This window comes from Mangrovicoccus ximenensis (genome assembly GCF_003056725.1).
GTDB lineage: Bacteria > Pseudomonadota > Alphaproteobacteria > Rhodobacterales > Rhodobacteraceae > Mangrovicoccus > Mangrovicoccus ximenensis.
Genome location: NZ_QBKZ01000016.1, coordinates 448,376 through 467,397 on the forward strand (window position 1 = coordinate 448,376; position 19,022 = coordinate 467,397).

12 protein-coding genes and 2 pseudogenes are annotated in these 19,022 nt (G+C 67.3%); 8 read left to right on the top strand and 6 right to left on the bottom strand.

Annotation, left to right across the window (positions count from 1 at the left end; genetic code table 11):
* Nucleotides 1-2: 2 nt before the first annotated feature.
* The 3 genes from C7T91_RS22515 to C7T91_RS22525 form a co-directional block, all read right to left on the bottom strand.
* On the bottom strand, nucleotides 3-899 hold the full coding sequence (locus tag C7T91_RS22515) for an ABC transporter permease subunit (RefSeq protein ID WP_407943332.1): 897 nt from the start codon (nucleotides 897-899) through the stop codon (nucleotides 3-5).
* Between the two features lie 5 nt (nucleotides 900-904).
* Complete coding sequence (locus C7T91_RS22520; RefSeq protein WP_108261344.1) at nucleotides 905-1,912, bottom strand: ABC transporter permease subunit; 1,008 nt, start codon at nucleotides 1,910-1,912, stop codon at nucleotides 905-907.
* Nucleotides 1,913-1,973: 61 nt separating this feature from the next.
* On the bottom strand, nucleotides 1,974-3,578 hold the full coding sequence (locus C7T91_RS22525) for an ABC transporter substrate-binding protein (RefSeq protein ID WP_108261346.1): 1,605 nt from the start codon (nucleotides 3,576-3,578) through the stop codon (nucleotides 1,974-1,976).
* A gap of 360 nt (nucleotides 3,579-3,938) precedes the next feature.
* Between C7T91_RS22525 and C7T91_RS22530 the strand changes: the two genes are divergently transcribed.
* The gene (locus C7T91_RS22530) at nucleotides 3,939-6,458 is read left to right on the top strand and encodes a cation:proton antiporter (RefSeq protein ID WP_108261348.1); all 2,520 of its coding nucleotides are present in this window, start codon (nucleotides 3,939-3,941) and stop codon (nucleotides 6,456-6,458) included.
* Here C7T91_RS22530 and C7T91_RS32830 read toward each other — a convergent pair.
* On the bottom strand, nucleotides 6,433-7,005 hold the full coding sequence (locus C7T91_RS32830; RefSeq protein WP_161556057.1) for a hypothetical protein: 573 nt from the start codon (nucleotides 7,003-7,005) through the stop codon (nucleotides 6,433-6,435). The two genes, C7T91_RS22530 and C7T91_RS32830, sit on opposite strands and share 26 nt — an antisense overlap.
* Nucleotides 7,006-7,196: 191 nt before the next feature.
* On the opposite strand from C7T91_RS32830, the pseudogene argS reads away from it, so the two are divergent.
* A pseudogene (argS, locus tag C7T91_RS22540) lies at nucleotides 7,197-8,749 on the top strand (arginine--tRNA ligase); the annotation flags it as partial.
* A 404-nt stretch (nucleotides 8,750-9,153) separates the two neighbouring features.
* Here argS and pyrF read toward each other — a convergent pair.
* Nucleotides 9,154-9,697, bottom strand: a pseudogene (gene pyrF / locus C7T91_RS22545) (orotidine-5'-phosphate decarboxylase); the annotation flags it as partial.
* Nucleotides 9,698-9,898: 201 nt separating this feature from the next.
* Between pyrF and C7T91_RS22550 the strand changes: the two are divergent.
* Nucleotides 9,899-10,711 (top strand): spondin domain-containing protein, encoded by an 813-nt coding sequence (locus tag C7T91_RS22550; protein ID WP_108261350.1) that lies wholly within the window; start codon nucleotides 9,899-9,901, stop codon nucleotides 10,709-10,711.
* Nucleotides 10,712-10,762: 51 nt separating this feature from the next.
* On the opposite strand, the gene C7T91_RS22555 is transcribed toward C7T91_RS22550, so the two are convergent.
* Nucleotides 10,763-11,050, bottom strand: a complete 288-nt coding sequence (locus C7T91_RS22555; RefSeq protein ID WP_108261352.1) for a hypothetical protein — start codon at nucleotides 11,048-11,050, stop codon at nucleotides 10,763-10,765.
* A gap of 279 nt (nucleotides 11,051-11,329) precedes the next feature.
* Here C7T91_RS22555 and clpB point away from each other — a divergent pair, with 279 nt between their 5' ends.
* From clpB to C7T91_RS22580, 5 genes are all read left to right on the top strand, one after another.
* Nucleotides 11,330-13,945: an ATP-dependent chaperone ClpB gene (gene clpB / locus C7T91_RS22560; RefSeq protein ID WP_108261354.1), complete on the top strand. Its 2,616-nt coding sequence runs from the start codon at nucleotides 11,330-11,332 to the stop codon at nucleotides 13,943-13,945.
* A gap of 153 nt (nucleotides 13,946-14,098) precedes the next feature.
* Nucleotides 14,099-14,593, top strand: a complete 495-nt coding sequence (locus tag C7T91_RS22565; protein ID WP_108261356.1) for a superoxide dismutase family protein — start codon at nucleotides 14,099-14,101, stop codon at nucleotides 14,591-14,593.
* A 128-nt stretch (nucleotides 14,594-14,721) separates the two neighbouring features.
* Nucleotides 14,722-16,077, top strand: a complete 1,356-nt coding sequence (locus C7T91_RS22570; protein ID WP_108261358.1) for an LLM class flavin-dependent oxidoreductase — start codon at nucleotides 14,722-14,724, stop codon at nucleotides 16,075-16,077.
* A 75-nt stretch (nucleotides 16,078-16,152) separates the two neighbouring features.
* Nucleotides 16,153-17,511: an FAD-binding oxidoreductase gene (locus C7T91_RS22575; RefSeq protein WP_108261360.1), complete on the top strand. Its 1,359-nt coding sequence runs from the start codon at nucleotides 16,153-16,155 to the stop codon at nucleotides 17,509-17,511.
* Between the two features lie 206 nt (nucleotides 17,512-17,717).
* Nucleotides 17,718-18,980 (top strand): Na+/H+ antiporter NhaA, encoded by a 1,263-nt coding sequence (locus C7T91_RS22580; protein ID WP_108261362.1) that lies wholly within the window; start codon nucleotides 17,718-17,720, stop codon nucleotides 18,978-18,980.
* Nucleotides 18,981-19,022 lie beyond the last annotated feature (42 nt).

Consider the following 19,022-nt stretch of genomic DNA (forward strand, 5'->3'; position numbering starts at 1 on the left):
GCTCAGCTCCGCTTCAGCTTGGGATCGAGCGCGTCGCGCAGCCCGTCGCCCATCAGGTTGATCGCCAGCACCGAGACGAGGATGGCGAGGCCCGGAAGCGTCACCACCCACCAGGCACGCAGGATGAATTCCCGCGCCTCGGCAAGCATCGTGCCCCATTCGGGTGCGGGCGGCTGCGCCCCCATGCCGAGGAAGCCGAGCGCGGCGGAGTCGAGCACGGCCGAGGAGAAGCTGAGCGTCGCCTGCACGATCAGCGGTGCCAGGCAGTTCGGCAGGATGGTCTTGAACATCAGCCGCGCGCGGCCCGCGCCGGCGACCTGCGCTGCGACGACATATTCGCGGTTCTTCTCGGCCATCACGGCGGCGCGCGTGAGACGGGCGAAATGCGGCTGGTAGACGATGGCGATGGCGATCATCGCATTGGTCAGCCCCGGCCCCAGCACGGCGACCAGCACCAGCGCGAGGAGCAGCGACGGGAAGGCCAGGATCACGTCCATCACCCGCATCAGCACCGCATCGACCCAGGAGCCGAAGAAGCCTGCGAGCAGCCCGATCAGGATGCCGCCCACGAGCGCGATCGAGACGACCACGATGCCGATGAACAGCGAATAGCGCGCGCCGAAGATCAGCCGCGAGAGGATGTCGCGGCCGACCGCATCGGTGCCGAGCAGGTACTCGGCGCTGCCCTCGGCGGTCCAGGCCGGCGGCACCAGCAGAGCGTCTCGGTATTGCAGGATCGGGTCATGCGGCGCCAGCACGGGGGCGAAGACCGCGGTCAGGACCAGGAGGACGAAGACGACCAGGCCCGCAACGGCGCCGCGGTTCTGGCGGAAGTAGAACCAGAACTCGGCAGCCATCCGGCGGCGGATCGTCCATGTGGAAAGACGTTCGGGAGTCATGTCGGTCATTTGTGCCGGATCCTCGGATTGATCAGACCGTAGGTCAGGTCGACGATCAGGTTCACGATCATCACGATGGCCGCGATCATCAGCAGGCCGGATTGCACCACCGGGTAGTCGCGGCGGGAAATCGAGTCGATCATCCATTTGCCGATGCCCGGCCAGGAAAAGATCGTCTCGGTCAGGATCGCGCCCGCCATCAGCACGCCGACCTGCAGGCCGATCGTGGTGATCACCGGGATCATCGCGTTCCTCAGCGCATGGACCGACACGACGCGGCGCTGGCTCAGGCCCTTGGCGCGGGCGGTGCGGACATAGTCCTCGCCCATCACCTCGAGCATCGCCGAACGGGTCTGCCGCGCGATCACCGCCAGCGGGATGGTCGCCAGCACGATCGAGGGCAGGATCAGGTGCGACACGGCGGAGGCGAAGGCGCCCTCCTGCCCCGAGAGCAGGCTGTCGATCAGCATGAAGCCGGTGACGTTGTCGAAATAGTAGAGCAGCGAGATCCGTCCCGAGACCGGCGTCCAGCCGAGCGTGCCGGAGAAGAAGATGATCAGGAGGAGGCCCCACCAGAAGATCGGCATCGAGAAGCCGACCAGCGCCCCGGTCATCGAGATCTGGTCGAAGAGCGAGCCGCGCTTGATCGCGGCGATCACGCCGACAGGCACGCCGACCAGCGTGGCGATCAGGATGGCGCAGACGGCGAGTTCGACGGTTGCCGGGAAGAGCGACAGGAATTCGTCGAAGACCGGCTTCTTGGTAACCAGCGAGGTGCCGAAATCGCCCTGGAACAGTCCGGCGACGAAATCGGCGTACTGGACCAGGAAGGGGCGGTCATATCCCAGCTGTGCCGACAGCTCGGCATGGCGTTCCGGCGAGATCCCGCGTTCGCCCGCCATCAAGAGGACGGGGTCGCCCGGCAGCACCCGCACGAAGCCGAAGGCGACGATGGTGATGCCGATGAAGGTCGGGATCAGGTATAGCAGCTTTGCGAGGAGAAATCGGAGCATGGGCCCTCCATGAAATCGGGCGCGCCACGAGGACGCGCCCGTCAAAGTCAGGAAACCGGATTTACTCGGCGATGTCGACGGTTTCGAAGGTGAAGTCGCCCAGCGGGCTCATCACGAAGCCTTCGACATTGGCGCGCATCGGCACGTATTGCGTCGAATGCGCGATGGTGGCCCAGGGGGCCTGGTCCTTGAAGACGACCTGCGCCTGTTCGTAGAGCTTGGCGCGCTCCGCCTGGTCAGAGACCTGCTTGGCCTTGGTGATCAGGTCGGAGAACTCGTCATCGCACCACTGCGCGCGGTTCGAGCCGCCATCGCCGGTCGCGGCACAGCTCAGCAGCACGGCCAGGAAGTTGTCCGGATCGCCGTTGTCGCCGGTCCAGCCGAGGATCACCGCGCCCTCGCGCGACGGATCGGTCGATTTCTTCAGGTACTCGCCCCATTCATAGGAGACGATTTCGACATTCACGCCGATCTCGGCAAAGTCGGCCTGCATCAGCTCGGCGGTGCGGCGCGCGTTCGGCATGTAGGGACGCTGCACCGGCATCGCCCAGATCTGCATGTTCAGGTCGCTGACGCCGGCTTCCTCGAGCATCGCCTTGGCGGCCTCGGGATCGTAGGCATCATCCTCGATCGCGTCGTTATAAGACCACATGGTCGGCGGGATCGGGTTCTTGGCCACCTCGCCCGCGCCCTGGAACACGGCGTCGATGATCGCTTCCTTGTTCATCGCCATGTTCAGCGCCTTGCGGACCTTCGGATTGTCGAAGGGCGCGATGGTGGTGTTGTAGGCGAGATAGGCGACGTTCAGGCCGGGCTGGCTGTCGAGCTTGAGGTTTTCGTCGGCCTGGATGTCCGCGATGTCGGCGGGCGCCGGATAGGGCATCAGATGGCATTCGCCGGCCTTCAGCTTCTGCAGGCGCACCGAGGCGTCCGGGGTGATCGCGAAGACAAGGTCGTCGATCGCCGGGGCGTCGCCGTAGAAATCCGCGTTCTTCCGGTAGCGGATGACGGCGTCCTTCTGGTAGGCGACGAAGCTGAACGGACCGGTGCCGATCGGCTTGTTGTTGAAGTCCTCGGTATTGCCCGCCTCCATCAGCGTGTCGGCATATTCGGCCGAGGCGATCGAGGCGAAGGGCATGGCGAGGTTGGCCATGAAGGGCGCCTCGGGGCGGGTCAGGGTGAACTTGACCGTGTAGTCGTCGATCTTCTCGACCGAGGCGATCAGGTCGCCCATTTCCATCGCCGAAAAGTATTCATAGGTGATGCCCGGCAGGTAGCCATGCATCGGGTTGTCGGCATTGCCCTGGCGGTCGAAGGAGAAGATCACGTCATCGGCGTTGAACTCGCGCGAGGGCGTGAAGATGTCGTTGGATTGCCAGGCGACGCCCTGGCGCAGGTGGAAGGTGATCTCGGTGCCGTCCTCGGAGACCTCCCAGCTTTCCGCCAGGCCGGGCTCGATCTCGGTCGTGCCCTTCTTGAACTCGACGAGGCGCGAATAGATCGGGTGGGCCGAGGCGTCGAAGGTGGTGCCTGCGGTGTAGGGCGCGGGGTCGAAGCCCTCGGGGGAGGCTTCCGAGCAATAGATGAACGTCTTGGCGGCTGCCGGCGCGGCAGCGGCAAGCGCCAGCGCGGAGGCCGCGGCAAGGCGGCGGACATAGCGGGTCATCGAGTATCCTTTCACTCGCTGTTGGCACGGGAAACAGTCCCGGTCTCGCGTCTCGGACCGGCTCCTCACATTCCCCTTGTCCGGTATGTCCCGAATCTTGACCATCCGGTCAATCTCTGTCGCGGCGTCACGGCAGGAATTCCGGAATGCGGGCGCTTTGTGCCTCTTTTCACGCCCCCAAACGCCGCAAGGATGTATCGGGCGGCAATCCGCCCGCAACCGGGGGGCCGGCGCGAAAGCCGCATGCAGATCCGCCGCGCGGGGGGAGGCATTTGCCGGCCGGACCTTTATATAGGTCCCCGGCGCGGGGTGTCCCGCGCCGTTTCCGCATAGTTTCCTGGATTGGACCACTCGACGCGCATGGAGATCGCCGCCCTCACCGCCATCGCTGCCGGCCTGTTCTTCTTCGTGGGGGTGTCGGAACCCCTCGCGGACCGGCTGAGGCTGCCCTACAGCGTGATCCTCGCCATAGTCGGGATCCTGATCGGCACCGGTTCCGCCCTGTTCCTGCGGGTGGATTTCGCCAATGAGCTGAACTTCATAGCCGAGAACCTGACCAACCTTCCGGTCCGGGCGAACACCTTCCTCTACATCTTCCTGCCGACATTGCTGTTCCAGGTGACGCTGGGGATCGACATCCGGCGGATCCTCGACGACTGGGTGCCGATCCTGCTCCTGGCGGTGGTCGCGGTGGTGCTCTCGACGCTGTTCATCGGCGGTGCGCTCTACGGGCTGGGGATTACCACGCTCTTCGTCGGGCTGCTGGTCGGCTCGGTCGTCTCGACCACCGACCCTTCGGCGGTGGCCAGCATCTTCCGGTCGCTGTCCGCGCCGAAGCGGCTGGGGCGGATCATCGAGGGCGAGAGCCTGCTGAACGACGCCGCGGCGATCGCGCTGTTCGGCCTCTTCGTCACCTATGTCATGGTCGGCATGCCCGACCCGACCATCGCCGATGCGCTGGAGCAGTTCCCCTATCTCGTCGCCGGCGGCGCCGCGGTCGGCTGGGTGATGGGGCGGCTCGGCATCTGGCTGATGTCGATGCTCAACCGGTTCGAGCTGGCCCAGGTCAGCATCTCGGTCGCCCTGCCCTACATGTCCTACGTGATCACCGAGCAGTTCGTTTCGGCCTCGGGCGTGATCTCGGTGGTGGTCTGCGGGCTGACCGCGAACTTCCTCGGGCCGGGGCGGATCGATCCGGCGCGCTGGTCGAAGCTGACCGAGGTCTGGGACATCCTCGCGCATTGGGCCGGGGCGCTGATCTTCATCCTGGCCGCGATCCTGATCCCCGAACTGATGGCGACGGCGACCTGGATCGACGCGGCCTATGTCGCGGTCGTGGCCATCGCGGCCTTCGCGGCGCGCGCGGCGGTGCTGTTCCTGCTGCTGCCCGGGCTGACGCTGCTGAAGCTCTCGCCCAGGGTGGAGACGCCCTACAAGGCGGCGATCCTCTGGGGCGGGCTGCGCGGCGCGGTCACGCTGGCGCTGGCGCTGGCGGTGACGGAAAACGCCCGCGTGCCCGACTCGATCCAGCGCACGGTCGGCATCCTGGCGACCGGCTTCACCCTCTTCACGCTGATGGTGCAGGGCACGACGCTCCGGATGGTGATCGGCTGGCTGAAGCTCGACCGGCTGTCGCCGATCGACACCGCGCTGTCCAAGCAGGTCCTGGCCGTCGCGCTGCAATCGGTGCGCGAACGCGTCTCGGTGGCGACCGAGAATTACGACCTCAGCCGCGACATCGCCCGCGCCGAGGCCAAGACCTTCGGCGAGCGGCTCGACAAGGCGGTGGAGGCTGCGGAATCCGAAAAAGGCGTGCATGACCGCGACCGCATCACGCTGGGCCTGATCGCGCTCGCGGGGCATGAGCGCGACCTGGTGGACCGCGGCTTCGAATCCGGCCTGATGTCGCCCAAGGTCTACGAACTGGCGCGCGGGCTGGCGGCACGGGTGATGGAATCCACCCGCAGCGGCGGCCGGACCGGCTACCGCACCGCCTATCGCAGCGGCATGGGATTCACCGCGTCCTTCCGGCTGGCGGTGGTGCTCGACAACCGCACCCGCATCTCGCGCCCGCTGGCCAACATGACCGCCAGCCGCTTCGAGTTCCTGCTGGCGCAGCGGCTGGTGATGAAGGGGCTGCACGATTTCATCGACACCCGCATCCGCCGCATCCACCGCCGCCGCGTCGCCGACCTGCTGCACGAGCTGGTCGACCGCCGGATCGAGACGGTGGAACAGGCGCTCGAGGGGCTGAAGCTGCAATATCCCGGCTATGCCGAGAAGCTCGAGCGCCGCTTCATCCGCCGCATGGGGCTGCGCCTCGAACAGCAGGAGCTGGACGACCTGAAGGAAGAGGGGCTGATCGGCCCCGAGCTGCACCAGTCGCTGACCGCGCGGCTCGACAAGCTCGCCGCCAAGCAGCGCCGCCGCCCCAAGCTGGACCTGACGCTGCGCCGCGCCGATCTGGTGCGGCAGCTGCCGCTCTTCGCCGATCTCGACGACAAGACGGTGAAGCAGCTCGGCCGCTCGATGCTGACCCGCTATGCCGGGCCGGGCGAGCTGATCCGGCGGCGCACCGACACGCCGCGCTCGGTTTTCTTCATCGCCTCGGGCGCGGTCGAGGTGAAAACGCAGATGCAGACCTACAGATTGGGGCGCGGCGACATGTTCGGCCAGATCGCCATGCTGACCGGGCGCAAGTTCCGCGGCGATGTCTCGGCCATCGCGCCGACCACGCTGCTGGTGCTGGACGAGGCGCGGTTCATGGCGATGCTGCGCACCAACAAGGCGCTGCGCAATTCGATCCTGGCCAGCGCCGAGGAACGCGACCTGCCCGAAGCGAGCCTGGTCCGGCTCAGGATGATGGTGGGCGAGGCCTGACGGCCCCGCCCGCGCGGCTCAGCCCAGCACCGAGGCGACGGCCTTCGCCGTGGCGCCCGCGATGCGGTCGGCTTCCGCCTCGGTCAGGCAGAAGGGCGGCGCGAAGCGAGGCTTCGGCCGCGCTCGGCAGCACGCCGGCATCCTGCAGCGCTTCGTTGACCGCGTCGCGCAGCGTGCGCGCCTTGGCCACCGGAGCGATCTCCGCCACCGGCTGGTCGGTCTCGGCCAGCTGCACCGGCTCGGGCGCCAGGGTGATTTCCTCGGGAACGACCACATCGGCCGCCGAGGACAGCTCGGTCACCGACATGCCCTGATGCGCGGCCTCGAATCCGCCGGGCGTTTCCGGCGCGACGCGGGCCGGACCTTCGAGCGCGGCGATCACCGGGATGCCGTTGGTTTCCCGCATGGCGAGGTCATAGCCCCACCATCCGACGCCGACGACCAGCGCAAGCGAACAGCCTGCGCCGAGCCAGCCCATGAAGGAAGAGACGACGGCCTCGGAGGATACGTCGTCCGTGAAGTCCTCGGTGAATTCCGGGTTTGCCATCTATGCCCCATGCGGCGGACCTGTTGACCGGCCCGTCCTCTTGTCTGCGGTTCTGCCTCAATGCCCGCCGCCGGGGTCGCCGTTAGATCAGCGCATTTCCTCCAGCGGGGTCACGCCAAGAATACCAAGCCCCGACGAAATCACAACGCCGACCGCACGGGGGAGCGCAATTTTCGCAGCCGTGGCTTGGGGACGTGACGGTGGAGCCGCCGCGCGACGCCTCGCATGGCGACATGGCCACCAATGCCGCGATGGTGCTGGCGAAACCGGCCAAGATGAAGCCGCGCGACATCGCCGAGGCGCTGGCCGCGAAGCTGCTCGAGGATCCGCGCGTGTCCGAGGCCGACGTGGCCGGTCCGGGCTTCCTCAACCTGACGCTGACCGCCGCCACCTGGCAGGCCGAAGTCGCGCAGATTCTCTCCCACGGACCGGCCTATGGCCGCTCGGANTATGGGCGCGGGCAAGAAGATCAATGTCGAGTATGTCTCGGCGAATCCGACTGGACCGATGCATGTCGGCCACACCCGCGGCGCGGTGTTCGGCGATGCGCTGGCGTCGCTGCTGGACTATGCCGGCTATGCGGTCACGCGCGAATACTACATCAATGACGGCGGCGGGCAGGTCGACACGCTCGCGCGCTCGGTTTACCTGCGCTACCTCGAGGCCCATGGCCAGGAAGTCAGCTTCCCCGACGGGACCTATCCCGGCGACTACCTGATCGAGGTCGGCGAGAAGCTGAAGGACAAGGCCGGCGAGGCCTATATCGGCCAGCCCGAAGACGTCTGGCTGGAAGAGATCCGCGAATTCGCCACCGAGGAAATGATGGCGCTGATCCGCGGGGATCTTGCTGCGCTCGGCGTGCGGATGGACAACTTCTATTCCGAGAAATCGCTCTATGGCACCGGCCAGATCGAGAAGGCGCTTGCGGACCTGAAGTCCAAGGGGCTGATCTACGAAGGCGTGCTGGAGCCGCCGAAGGGCAAGGTTCCGGAGGATTGGGAACCGCGCGAGCAGACCCTGTTCAAATCGACCGCCCATGGCGACGATGTCGACCGTCCGGTGATGAAGTCGGATGGCGCCTGGACCTATTTCGCCCCTGATATTGCCTATCATTACGACAAGGTTTCAAGGGGTTACGACGCGCTGATCGACGTGTTCGGCGCCGATCACGGCGGCTATGTCAAGCGGATGAAGGCGGCCGTCGCGGCGCTCTCGGGCGGGAAAGTGCCGCTCGACATCAAGCTGATCCAGCTCGTGAAGCTCTGGAAGGACGGCGCCGAATTCAAGATGTCGAAGCGCGCCGGCACCTTCGTGACGCTGCGCGATGTGGTCGACCAGGTCGGCCCGGACGTCACCCGCTTCGTCATGCTGACCCGCAAGAACGACGCGCCGCTCGATTTCGATTTCGACAAGGTTCTGGAGCAGTCGAAGGACAACCCGGTCTTCTACGTGCAGTATGCGTATGCCCGGATGTCCTCGGTCCTGCGCAAGGNCCGAGGCGCAGGGCGTCGACATCTCCGACGCGGCGATCTCGCAGACCGACCTGTCGCATCTGGCCGATCCGGCCGAGCTGAAGGTGGCGAAGAAGCTGGCCGAATGGCCGCGTCTCGTCGAGATCGCGGCGCGCGGGAACGAGCCGCACCGCATCGCCTTCTACCTGTACGAGCTGGCCAGCGAATTCCACGCGCTGTGGAATCGCGGCAACGACCAGACCGAGCTGCGCTTCGTCCAGGACGGCGATAAGTCAGTGAGCGGCTACCTAATGAAACGGCGCGGGGGCTGCAAGAGGGAAAACGGCAGAAAATTCACTTGGCTGAAAACTTGTCGTTCAGGGCCCTGCGGACATATCTTTCCGCAGACCAGCCGGAGGGTCCCGAAGATGCTTGCACGCATGCTGTCCACCACGCTTCTTGCCGTCGCGCTGCCCGCGGGCGGCTGGGCGCAATCCGCCGCCGTCACCGGCGAGATGTTCGACGCGCTGCGCATCGGCGACCTCCTGGAGATCATGGCAGAGGAAAGCCGCCGCCATGGCGAGGATCTCGACGCCTCCATGCTGCAGGGCCGCGGCGGGGCGGGCTGGGCGCGCATCGTCGAGGCGATCAACGACCCCGCTGCCTGGGAGCCGCAGCTGCGCGGCTCGGTCGGGGCGGCCCGGACGCACGCCCGGGGTGACGATCAGCCGGCCTTCGGATTCCGGCAGGCCGCGGATCAGCGCGGCTTCCTGCGGCGAGGCGATCACCCCGTCAGCCCCGGCGGCCAGCGCCCGCGCGGCGCGCTCCAGCACCAGTTCCTCGACCGGGCCGTCCTGGATCAGCGCGTCGTCCAGATCGGCGCGGTCGAGCGAGGTCAGGATGGTCACCGCGAGGATCTGCGTCTTCGAGCCGGCCGCGCCCTCCTTGGCGGCGCGCACCACATGGGGGTCGCCATGCACGGTCAGGAAATCCAGGTCGAACTGCGCCAGGCCGCGCACGGCGGCCTCGACGGTCGCGCCGATGTCGAACAGCTTCATGTCGAGGAAGATGCGCTTGCCGTGTTCCTGCTTCAGCTCGTTGGCCAGCGCCAGCCCGCCGCCGGTCAGCATGCCGAGGCCGATCTTGTAGAACCCGACCTCCGGTCCGAGCTGTTCTGCCAGCTGCAGCCCGGCAACGGCATTCGGAACATCGAGGGCGACAATCAGGCGGTCATCGGTCATGGGGCGGCTCCTGCGGACGTGAGTTGCCCCTGCCATGGGGTCCCCAGGGCCGAAGGTCAAGCCCGGCGGGCCGATCTCTCACGCGGGCACACTTCGCGGTGAGATGGACGGGGAATTCCGGATTTCCGCTCCGCCGCCGGACGGCGCGTGGCATGGTCGGCCCGCGGCGCGTCGCTTCCACCTAAAGCGAATGGAGAAATCATGTCATTCCAGTCTATTGCGCGACGGGCTATCCTGCCCGCCGTTCTGGCTGCCTGTGCCTTTCCGGCGGCGGCGGCCACCTTGCGGGTCACCGTAACGAACAATTTCGCGGCCGGGGGCTTTTCGCTGACGCCGCTCTGGGTGGCCTTCCAGGACGGCAGCTTCGATGCCTTCGACCGGGGCAGCGCGGCCTCCGGCGCGGTCGAGAGCCTGGCCGAACTCGGCGATCCGTCGGGGCTCGATGCCGCGCTCGCGGCAGCGGACGGCGATGCGGTGTCGGGCGTGATCCCGGCAACGGCGACGGGTCCCGGAACGATCGATCCCGGCGAAACCGGCTCGGCGGAGTTCGAGGTCTCGCCCGCTTCGGCGCGCTACTTCACCTTCATGTCGATGCTCGTGCCGTCGAACGACTCGTTCCTCGGCGCGGAGGACCCGCTGGCGCACGAGCTGTTCGACGCCTCCGGGGGCTTCCTCGGCGATCTGGTCCTGACCCTGACCGCCGCCGATCTGTTCGATGCCGGAACCGAGGTCAACAATGCGGAAAACGGTCCCGCCTTCGTCATCGGCCAGGACGGGACGGCGGGCGAAGACGAGAACGGCGTTGTCGGTCCGGTCTCCTCGCTTTCGGGCTTTGCCGGGATCGAAACGCCTCTGGGCGACCTGATCCTGCCCGATCTGACCGGCGATCCCGCGGGGCTTGCCGTGGCGACGATCCGCATCGAGCAGATCCCCGAAGTCCCGGTGCCTCCGGCGGCGGCGCTGGCCGTGTCGGCGCTGGCCGCGCTCGGGATGCTCCGCCGGCGCAGGGCGTGACAGATCGGCATCCGGGAGCCTTCCGCCCCGGGTGCCGTCCGGGCGGCACGCTCAGGCCGCGCTGGCCCGGGACGCGCCTCCGGAGGCCGTCATTGCCTGGAAGCAGAAATTTTCCATGCGGATTGCCGCGCCGAGCATCAGCCGGGCTTCGATCCGCAGCCGGTCGCGCAGCGTTCCGCCGCCCTCTTCGGGGACGGCTAGCGTCAGGTTGCGGGCCTGCAGTCCGTCGCCGGATTTCAGCAGGACGCTGACATCGACCTCGAGCAGTCCGGGTCCGATCTGGCGGAGGCGGCGGATTTCGAGATCGGCGAGCTCCGGGGAGGCATCAAGCCGGAGCATGGGAGAGGGGGCGTCTTCCATGGTCGATACCTGTTTTGTGTCCATCCAAAGTATGGGCAAACTGCCCATTTTTCAACTTTAGATTTTGTTTCAAACACCCCACTCGCGGAAAACCGCCGAGCCGCCGCATTGTTCCCGCCGTTCATGTCCGGAAAAATCCGGGATGGCCGGTCTTGCGGTGTGATCACAGACCGCCCATCTTCTGTGCAGAGGCCTCTCGGGCCCCGTGCCGCAATGGCGGGCGGGCAGGCAGGGGCGCTTTGAAAAGGGAGAATGTCCATGAACCTCGAGAAGTTCACGGAGCGGTCGCGCGGTTTCCTTCAGGCAGCGCAGACCATGGCCATGCGCGAAAACCACCAGAAACTGACGCCCGAGCATCTGCTCAAGGCGCTGCTGGACGACGAAGAAGGACTTGCGGCCAATCTGATCAAGCGTGCGGGGGGCGCTCCCGAGCGGGTGCGCGAATCCGTCGAGCTGTCCCTCGGCCGCATTCCGAAGGTTACCGGCGATGCCGGGCAGGTCTTCATGGACCCGCAGCTGGCGCGCGTGCTCGACGAGGCCGAGAAGATCGCCTCGAAGGCCGGGGACAGCTTCATTCCGGTCGAACGCATCCTGACGGCGCTGGCCGTGGTACGCTCGAAGGCCAAGGAGGCGCTGGAAGCCGGCGCGGTGAGCGCGCAGAAGCTCAACGAGGCGATCAACGACCTGCGCAAGGGCCGCACCGCCGACAGTGCCTCGGCCGAGGACACCTACGAAGCGCTGAAGAAATACGCCCGCGACCTGACCGAGGCGGCGCGCGACGGCAAGATCGACCCGATCATCGGCCGCGACGAGGAAATCCGCCGCGCCATGCAGGTGCTCAGCCGCCGCACCAAGAACAACCCGGTGCTGATCGGCGAGCCGGGCGTCGGCAAGACCGCGATCGCGGAAGGCCTGGCGCTCAGGATCGTGCATGGCGACGTGCCCGAGAGCCTGCAGAACAAGACGCTGATGGCGCTCGACATGGGCGCGCTGATCGCCGGCGCGAAATACCGCGGCGAGTTCGAGGAGCGGCTGAAGTCGATCCTGTCGGAAATCACCGCGGCGGCGGGCGAGATCATCCTGTTCATCGACGAGATGCACACGCTGGTCGGCGCCGGCAAGGCCGATGGCGCGATGGATGCCTCGAACCTGCTGAAGCCCGCGCTGGCGCGCGGCGAGCTGCACTGCGTCGGCGCGACCACGCTCGACGAATACCGCAAGCATGTCGAGAAGGACGCGGCGCTGGCCCGGCGGTTCCAGCCGGTCATGGTGCAGGAGCCGACGGTGGAGGACACGATTTCCATCCTGCGCGGCATCAAGGAGAAATACGAGGTCCATCACGGCGTCCGCATCTCCGATAGCGCGCTGGTTTCGGCGGCGACGCTGTCGCACCGCTACATCACCGACCGCTTCCTGCCGGACAAGGCCATCGACCTGATGGACGAGGCCGCCAGCCGGCTGCGCATGGAAGTCGACTCGAAGCCCGAGGAGCTTGACGCGCTCGACCGCCAGATCCTGCAGCTGCAGATCGAGGCGGAGGCGCTGAAGAAGGAAGACGACCAGGCCTCCGTCGACCGGCTCGAGAAGCTCGAAGGCGAACTGGCCGAGCTGCAGGAACGTTCTGCCGAGATGACGGCGCAATGGCAGGCCGAGCGCGACAAGCTCGCCGCCGCGCGCGACATCAAGGAGTTGCTGGACGTGGCACGGGCCGAGCTCGACCAGGCCAAGCGCTCCGGCGATTTCGCCAAGGCGGGCGAGCTGCAATACGGCCGCATCCCGGATCTCGAGAAGCGCCTTGCCGCGGCCGAGGAGGCCGAAGACGAGGTGCTGGTCGAGGAAGCGGTTCGCCCCGAGCAGATCGCCGAGGTGGTCGAGCGCTGGACCGGCATTCCGATGTCGAAGATGCTGGAAGGCGAGCGCGAGAAGCTGCTGCGCATGGAGGACGAGATCGGCCGCCGGGTGATCGGCCAGCATGCCGCCGTGCGGGCGGTGTCGAATGCGGTGCGCCGGGCGCGGGCGGGGCTCAACGACGAGAACCGGCCGCTGGGCAGCTTCCTGATGCTCGGCCCGACCGGCGTCGGCAAGACCGAGCTCACGAAGGCGCTGGCCGAGTTCCTGTTCGACGACGACAGCGCCATGGTCCGGATCGACATGTCCGAATTCATGGAGAAACATGCGGTCTCGCGGCTGATCGGTGCCCCTCCGGGCTATGTCGGCTATGACGAGGGCGGCGTGCTGACCGAAGCCGTGCGGCGCCGGCCCTACCAGGTGGTGCTGTTCGACGAGGTCGAGAAGGCGCATCCGGACGTGTTCAACGTCCTTCTGCAGGTGCTCGATGACGGGCAGCTGACGGACGGGCAGGGCCGGACGGTCGACTTCAAGCAGACGCTGATCGTGCTGACCTCGAACCTCGGCGCGCAGGCGCTGTCGATGCTGCCGGACGGGGCGGATGCCTCGGATGCGAAGCGCGACGTGATGGATGCGGTGCGGGCGCATTTCCGCCCCGAATTCCTCAACCGCCTCGACGAGACGATCATCTTCGACCGGCTCGGCCGCCACGACATGGACGGCATCGTCGACATCCAGTTGCGCCGCCTGGCCAAGCGCCTGGCGGGCCGCAAGGTCACGCTGGAGCTGGACGACGCGGCCAGGACCTGGCTGGCCGACGAGGGCTATGATCCGGTCTTCGGGGCGCGGCCGCTGAAGCGGGTGATCCAGCGCGCGCTGCAGAACCCGCTGGCCGAGATGCTGCTGGCCGGCGACGTCAAGGATGGCGCGGTGATCCCGGTCTCGGCCGGGGCTGACGGGCTGATCGTCGGCGACAGGGTCAGCAGCTCGAACCGGCCGAAGCCCGACGACGCCGTCGTCCACTGAGCGGGCCGGACCCTGAATGCGGGGCGCGGGGGGAAACCTCCGCGCCCCTTCCGTTTCCGGCTCCCGCCAGCGTGATCGCCCGTGTGCGTCCGGGACGAAACTTCGCGGCAGAGGGCGCGTTCTCCCGGGGCAATCCGAAGTCAGGAGCATCCCATGACCCGCACCGCCCTTTTCGCCTCTGTCCTGAGCCTCGCCGCAGCGCCGGTCCTCGCGGCCACCGCCACGGCCACGCTCGAGGGCACCGATGGCAGCCCGATGGGCACCGTCACCGTCGAGGACACAGCCTCCGGCATGGCGCATGTCACGGTGGAACTAGAAAACGTGCCCGAGGGCGTGCACGGCATCCACATCCATGAAACCGGCGACTGTTCGGCCGACGACTTCACCTCGGCGGGCGGCCACCTGTCGGGCGATGCCGATCACGGCATCATGGCCGGGAACGGCCCGCATCCGGGCGACCTGCCGAACGCCCATGTGCCGGAGTCGGGCATGCTGACCGTCGAGGTCTTCCAGCCGGATTTCGCGGTCGAGGACATGCTGATGGACGAGGACGGCGCTGCCTTCATCATCCATTCGGGCGCCGACGACTACGAAAGCCAGCCCTCGGGCGACGCGGGCAGCCGGATCGCCTGCGGCGTTTTCGAGTGAGGTGTCCCTGCGGCGCCTCCGGGCGCCGCAACCTTTAGCCCGGCTAAAGCGGAATGAAGCTGCGCGCGGCTTGTCGGAGCGGATGGGACAGGCATACTGACCCGGACAACGACACGCGCGAGGATATCATGGCACGCAGCGACAAGCTCCGGCTGGGCACTTTCGTCTACACTTTCGGCTTCCACCCGGCGGCTTGGCTGCATCCCGAGTCCGACGTGAACGGCGCCAACGACATCGCGCATCTCGCCGAGGTCGCGAAGATCTCCGAGGCGGGCAAGCTCGACTTCATGTTCTTCGCGGACAGCCCGGCGGCCGCGGTCGGCCACCCCGAGGCGCTGGCCCGCCAGCCCACCAAGATGAACCGCTTCGAGCCGATCACCGCGATCACCGCGCTCAGCATGGTGACCGAGAAGCTCGGCTTCGTCGCCACCGCCTCGACCAGCTATTACGAACCCTACAACATCGCCCGGCTCTATGCCTCCGCCGACCATATCTCGGGCGGGCGGGTCTGCTGGAACGTGGTCACCTCGGACCATGACGAGACCGGCTACAACTACAACCGGCAGGGGCTCGATCCGCATGCCGACCGCTACAACCGCGGCGAGGAATTCCTCGACGTGGTCTTCGGGCTCTGGGACAGCTGGGAAGACGACGCGCTGCTGCTCGACCGCGAAAACGGCATGTATCACGACCCGGAGAAGCTGCACCAGCTGGATCACGTGGGCGAGCATTTCCAGGTGCGCGGCCCGCTGAACATCGCCCGCACGCCGCAGGGGCGCCCGGTGATCGCCCAGGCGGGGGGCTCCGAGCGGGGGCGGGAACTGGCGGCGCGCACCGCCGAGATCGCGTTCTCGCTGGCGTCGAACATCGAGAAGAACGCCGCCTTCTACAAGGACGTGAAGTCCCGGATGGCGAAATACGGCCGCGATCCCAAGGATCTGAAGATCATGCCGGGCATCGTCATCAATACCGGCGAGACCCGCGAGGAGGCCGAGGCCCGCGCCCAGGAGATGGTCGACCTGATGCATCCCGAGGTGGGCCTGCTGATGCTGCAGGAATTCCTGGAGACCGACCTGCACGGTGCCGACCTGGACGCGCCCTTCCCGATGGAGCGGATGCCGGAAAAGCCGAAGGGCTCGGTTGCGATGTTCGAGGAGGTGAAGGGCTTCGTCGAGCAGGGCCACACGCTGCGCGAGCTGGTCACCCATTACGCGCGCCAGCACACCGGCAACGGCCTGACCGGCAGCTACATCGAAGTCGCGGATTTCATGCAGGAATGGTTCGAGGCCGAGGCGGCGGACGGCTTCATCCTGATGTTCCCGACCCTGCCGGCATCGCTGCGCGACTTCACCCGTCTGGTCGTGCCCGAGCTGCAGCGCCGGGGCCTCTTCCGCGAGGAATACGAGGCCGACACGCTGCGCGGCAATCTCGGGCTGAGCTGGCCGGTCACCCGCCACGCGGCGGCAAGGCAGGCGGCCGAGTAGCTTTCCTCCCTCTGCCGGTCTACACGGTCCCGCGGCGGGCTTGACCCGCCGCCTCTTCCTTGCCGGAGCCTTGCCATGTCCCATCCCGCAATTGCCGCCCTCCAAGCCCGCTTCGGCGGCCGGATCGAGACCGGACAGGCGGTCCGCGACCAGCACGGGGCAGGGGATAGCTGGCATCCCGCCGCGCCGCCCGAGGCGGTGCTCTTCGCCGAAACGACCGCCGAGGTCTCGGACGCACTTGCGATCTGCCACGCGCACGGCTTTCCGGTGGTGGCCTTTGGGCACGGCTCGTCGATCGAGGGCCAGACCCAGGCGGTCATGGGCGGGCTGTCGCTGGACCTGACGCGCATGGCCAAGGTGCTGCGGGTCTCGGCCGAGGACATGGATGCGACGGTGGAGGCCGGCTGCACCCGCCAGCAGCTGAACGAGGATCTGCGCGACACCGGGCTGTTCCTGCCGATCGACGTGGGCGCCCATGCCACGATGGGCGGGCTGGCCTCGACGCGGGCCTCGGGGACGATGACGGTGCGCCACGGCACGATGCGCGACCGGGTGCTGGGCCTGACCGTGGTCATGGCCAACGGCGAAGTGATCCAAACCGGCGGGCGGGCGCGGAAATCCTCCTCGGGCTACGACCTGACCGGGCTCTTCGTCGGCGCCGAGGGCACGCTTGGCATCATCACCGAGGTCACGCTGCGCCTCGCCGGCATCCCCGAGGCGGCGAAGGCCGGGCTCTACAGCTTCGCCGAGATTGCCGAGGCGACCGCGACGGTGGTCGAGGCGCTGCAATGCGGGCTCTGCCTGAACCGGATCGAGCTCCTGGACGCGCTGCAGATGCAGGCGATCAATGCCTATAACGGCACCGCGCATCCCGAGACCGCGACGCTGATGATCGAGATGGCCGGGAGCGAGGCGCAGGTCGCGGCCGATCTGGAGATGTTCGGCGCGCTGGCCGAGGGCCATGGCGCGGCGGCGGCGCCCTGCGCAACGCCCGAAGCGTACAATGCGCTCTGGAAGCTGCGCCATTCGGCGCTCTACTCGGCGCGGGCGCTGCGGCCGGGTGCAAAGAGCCTGTCCACCGATGTCTGCGTTCCGGTCTCGTCGCTGCCGCAGGTGATCGCCGGGATCCAGGCCGAAATCGCCGCCGCCGGTGTCATGGCACCGCTGCACGGCCATGTCGGCGATGGAAATTTCCACCTGGTGATGCTGTTCGACGGACCGGAGGAGCAGGAGGTCGTGCGCGGTTTGCATGCGCGGCTGATCGCCATGGCGCTGGAGGCCGGAGGCACCGCCACGGGCGAACATGGCGTGGGGCTGGGCAAGAAGCTCTTCATGCAGGCCGAACATGGCCAGGCCCTTGGAGTCATGCGGAAAATCAAGGCGGCCCTCGACCCGCAGGGCATCCTGAATCCCGGCAAGATCTTCGATCTCTGACCTGCCGGGCCCAAGGCTGCGGCGCGCGCGATTGTGACGCCCGGCCCCATGGCGGCCCGCCCCGGCCGGGTGTCTAAGCGGTCCTGCATGCAGCGACGCATGCGGCCCGGCCGCCGCCGCGGACGGCCCGCTGCGGGAAAGGACCGGCCTTGAACCAGAAAACCGTGCCGCCTAGGCTTTCCCCAACGCACCGGTGGGAGACGATCATGTACCGTGTCTGGGGCTTCGTCAGCGAATACTCCCTGCTTCTGATCAGCGGGGCGCTGATTGCGCTCGTCTGGGTGAATGTCGCCCCGCACAGCTACCATGACTTCGTCGAGTTCGTGATCGCCGACGATTTCTTCATCGGCCATCCGCATCTGGACGCAGAGGGCCATGTCCACCGCACGCTGACGCTGCATTACCTGATCAACGACGTGCTGATGGCGCTGTTCTTCGCCATCGCCGCCAAGGAGGTCTGGGAGGCGGTCGTGCTGCAGAACGGCTCGCTGCGGGGCAAGAAGGCGGCGACGCCGCTATTCGCGACCGCGGGCGGCATGGCCGGGCCGGTGCTGGTCTATCTCGGCATCGCCGCGGTCATGGGGTCCGAGACCTTCGACGCGGTGTCGCGCGGCTGGGCGATCCCGACCGCGACGGACATCGCTTTCTCCTATCTTGTCGGGCGGATCGTCTTCGGCGCGGGCCATCCGGCGGTGCGCTTCCTGCTGCTGCTGGCCATCGCCGACGACGCGGCCGGGCTGATCATCCTGGCGGTGTTCTACCCGTCGGGCGAGCTGGCGCTGGAATGGCTGCTGCTGTCGATCGCCGCCTCCGCCGCGGCCTACATCCTGTTCAACGAATTGCCGCGCCGCATGGACCGCGGCGACCAGCTGAGGCTGCATTCGACCTGGGTGCGCCAGCGGCTCGGCTTCTGGCCCTATGCGGTCGCGGGCTGCCTGAGCTGGTACGGCTTCATGCGCGCCGGGCTCCATCCGGCGCTGGGGCTCCTGCCGGTCGTTCCGGCCATCCCCCATGCCGACCGCGCCTTCGGCTTCTTCGCCGATGCCGAAAGCCATCTGCACGACCTGCTGAACGAGATGGAGCACGCGCTGAAATACCCGGTGGAGGTGGTGCTGTTCTTCTTCGGGCTGGTCAATGCCGGGGTGGAGCTGAACGCGATCGGCCCGGCGACGCTGCTGGTCTTCCTCGGCCTGGTGATCGGCAAGCCGCTCGGCGTGACCCTGTTCGGCTGGATCGCGGCGCGGCCCTTGGGGCTCGGCCTGCCCGAGGGCATGCGGGTCGTCGACCTGACGGTGATCGGCTGCGTCTCGGCGATCGGCTTCACCGTCTCGCTCTTCATCGCGACGGTCGCCTTCGAGCCGGGGCTGGTGCAGGACGCCGCCAAGATGGGCGCGCTCCTGAGCTTCGCCGCCGCGCTGCTGTCCTTCGTGGCCGGGCGCGTCGCGCGGGTGAAGCGCCGCCCGGCGTGACTTCCAGCCTGTTAAGCATGTCTTCAGGCCGCATCTGCTAGA

Coding starts and splice junctions, on each gene's coding strand:
- C7T91_RS22515 (WP_407943332.1), bottom strand. CDS start 899: ATGACTCCCGAACGTCTTTCCACATGGACGATCCGCCGCCGGATGGCT.
- C7T91_RS22520 (WP_108261344.1), bottom strand. CDS start 1,912: ATGCTCCGATTTCTCCTCGCAAAGCTGCTATACCTGATCCCGACCTTC.
- C7T91_RS22525 (WP_108261346.1), bottom strand. CDS start 3,578: ATGACCCGCTATGTCCGCCGCCTTGCCGCGGCCTCCGCGCTGGCGCTT.
- C7T91_RS22530 (WP_108261348.1), top strand. CDS start 3,939: ATGGAGATCGCCGCCCTCACCGCCATCGCTGCCGGCCTGTTCTTCTTC.
- C7T91_RS32830 (WP_161556057.1), bottom strand. CDS start 7,005: ATGGCAAACCCGGAATTCACCGAGGACTTCACGGACGACGTATCCTCC.
- C7T91_RS22550 (WP_108261350.1), top strand. CDS start 9,899: ATGTCATTCCAGTCTATTGCGCGACGGGCTATCCTGCCCGCCGTTCTG.
- C7T91_RS22555 (WP_108261352.1), bottom strand. CDS start 11,050: ATGCTCCGGCTTGATGCCTCCCCGGAGCTCGCCGATCTCGAAATCCGC.
- clpB (WP_108261354.1), top strand. CDS start 11,330: ATGAACCTCGAGAAGTTCACGGAGCGGTCGCGCGGTTTCCTTCAGGCA.
- C7T91_RS22565 (WP_108261356.1), top strand. CDS start 14,099: ATGACCCGCACCGCCCTTTTCGCCTCTGTCCTGAGCCTCGCCGCAGCG.
- C7T91_RS22570 (WP_108261358.1), top strand. CDS start 14,722: ATGGCACGCAGCGACAAGCTCCGGCTGGGCACTTTCGTCTACACTTTC.
- C7T91_RS22575 (WP_108261360.1), top strand. CDS start 16,153: ATGTCCCATCCCGCAATTGCCGCCCTCCAAGCCCGCTTCGGCGGCCGG.
- C7T91_RS22580 (WP_108261362.1), top strand. CDS start 17,718: ATGTACCGTGTCTGGGGCTTCGTCAGCGAATACTCCCTGCTTCTGATC.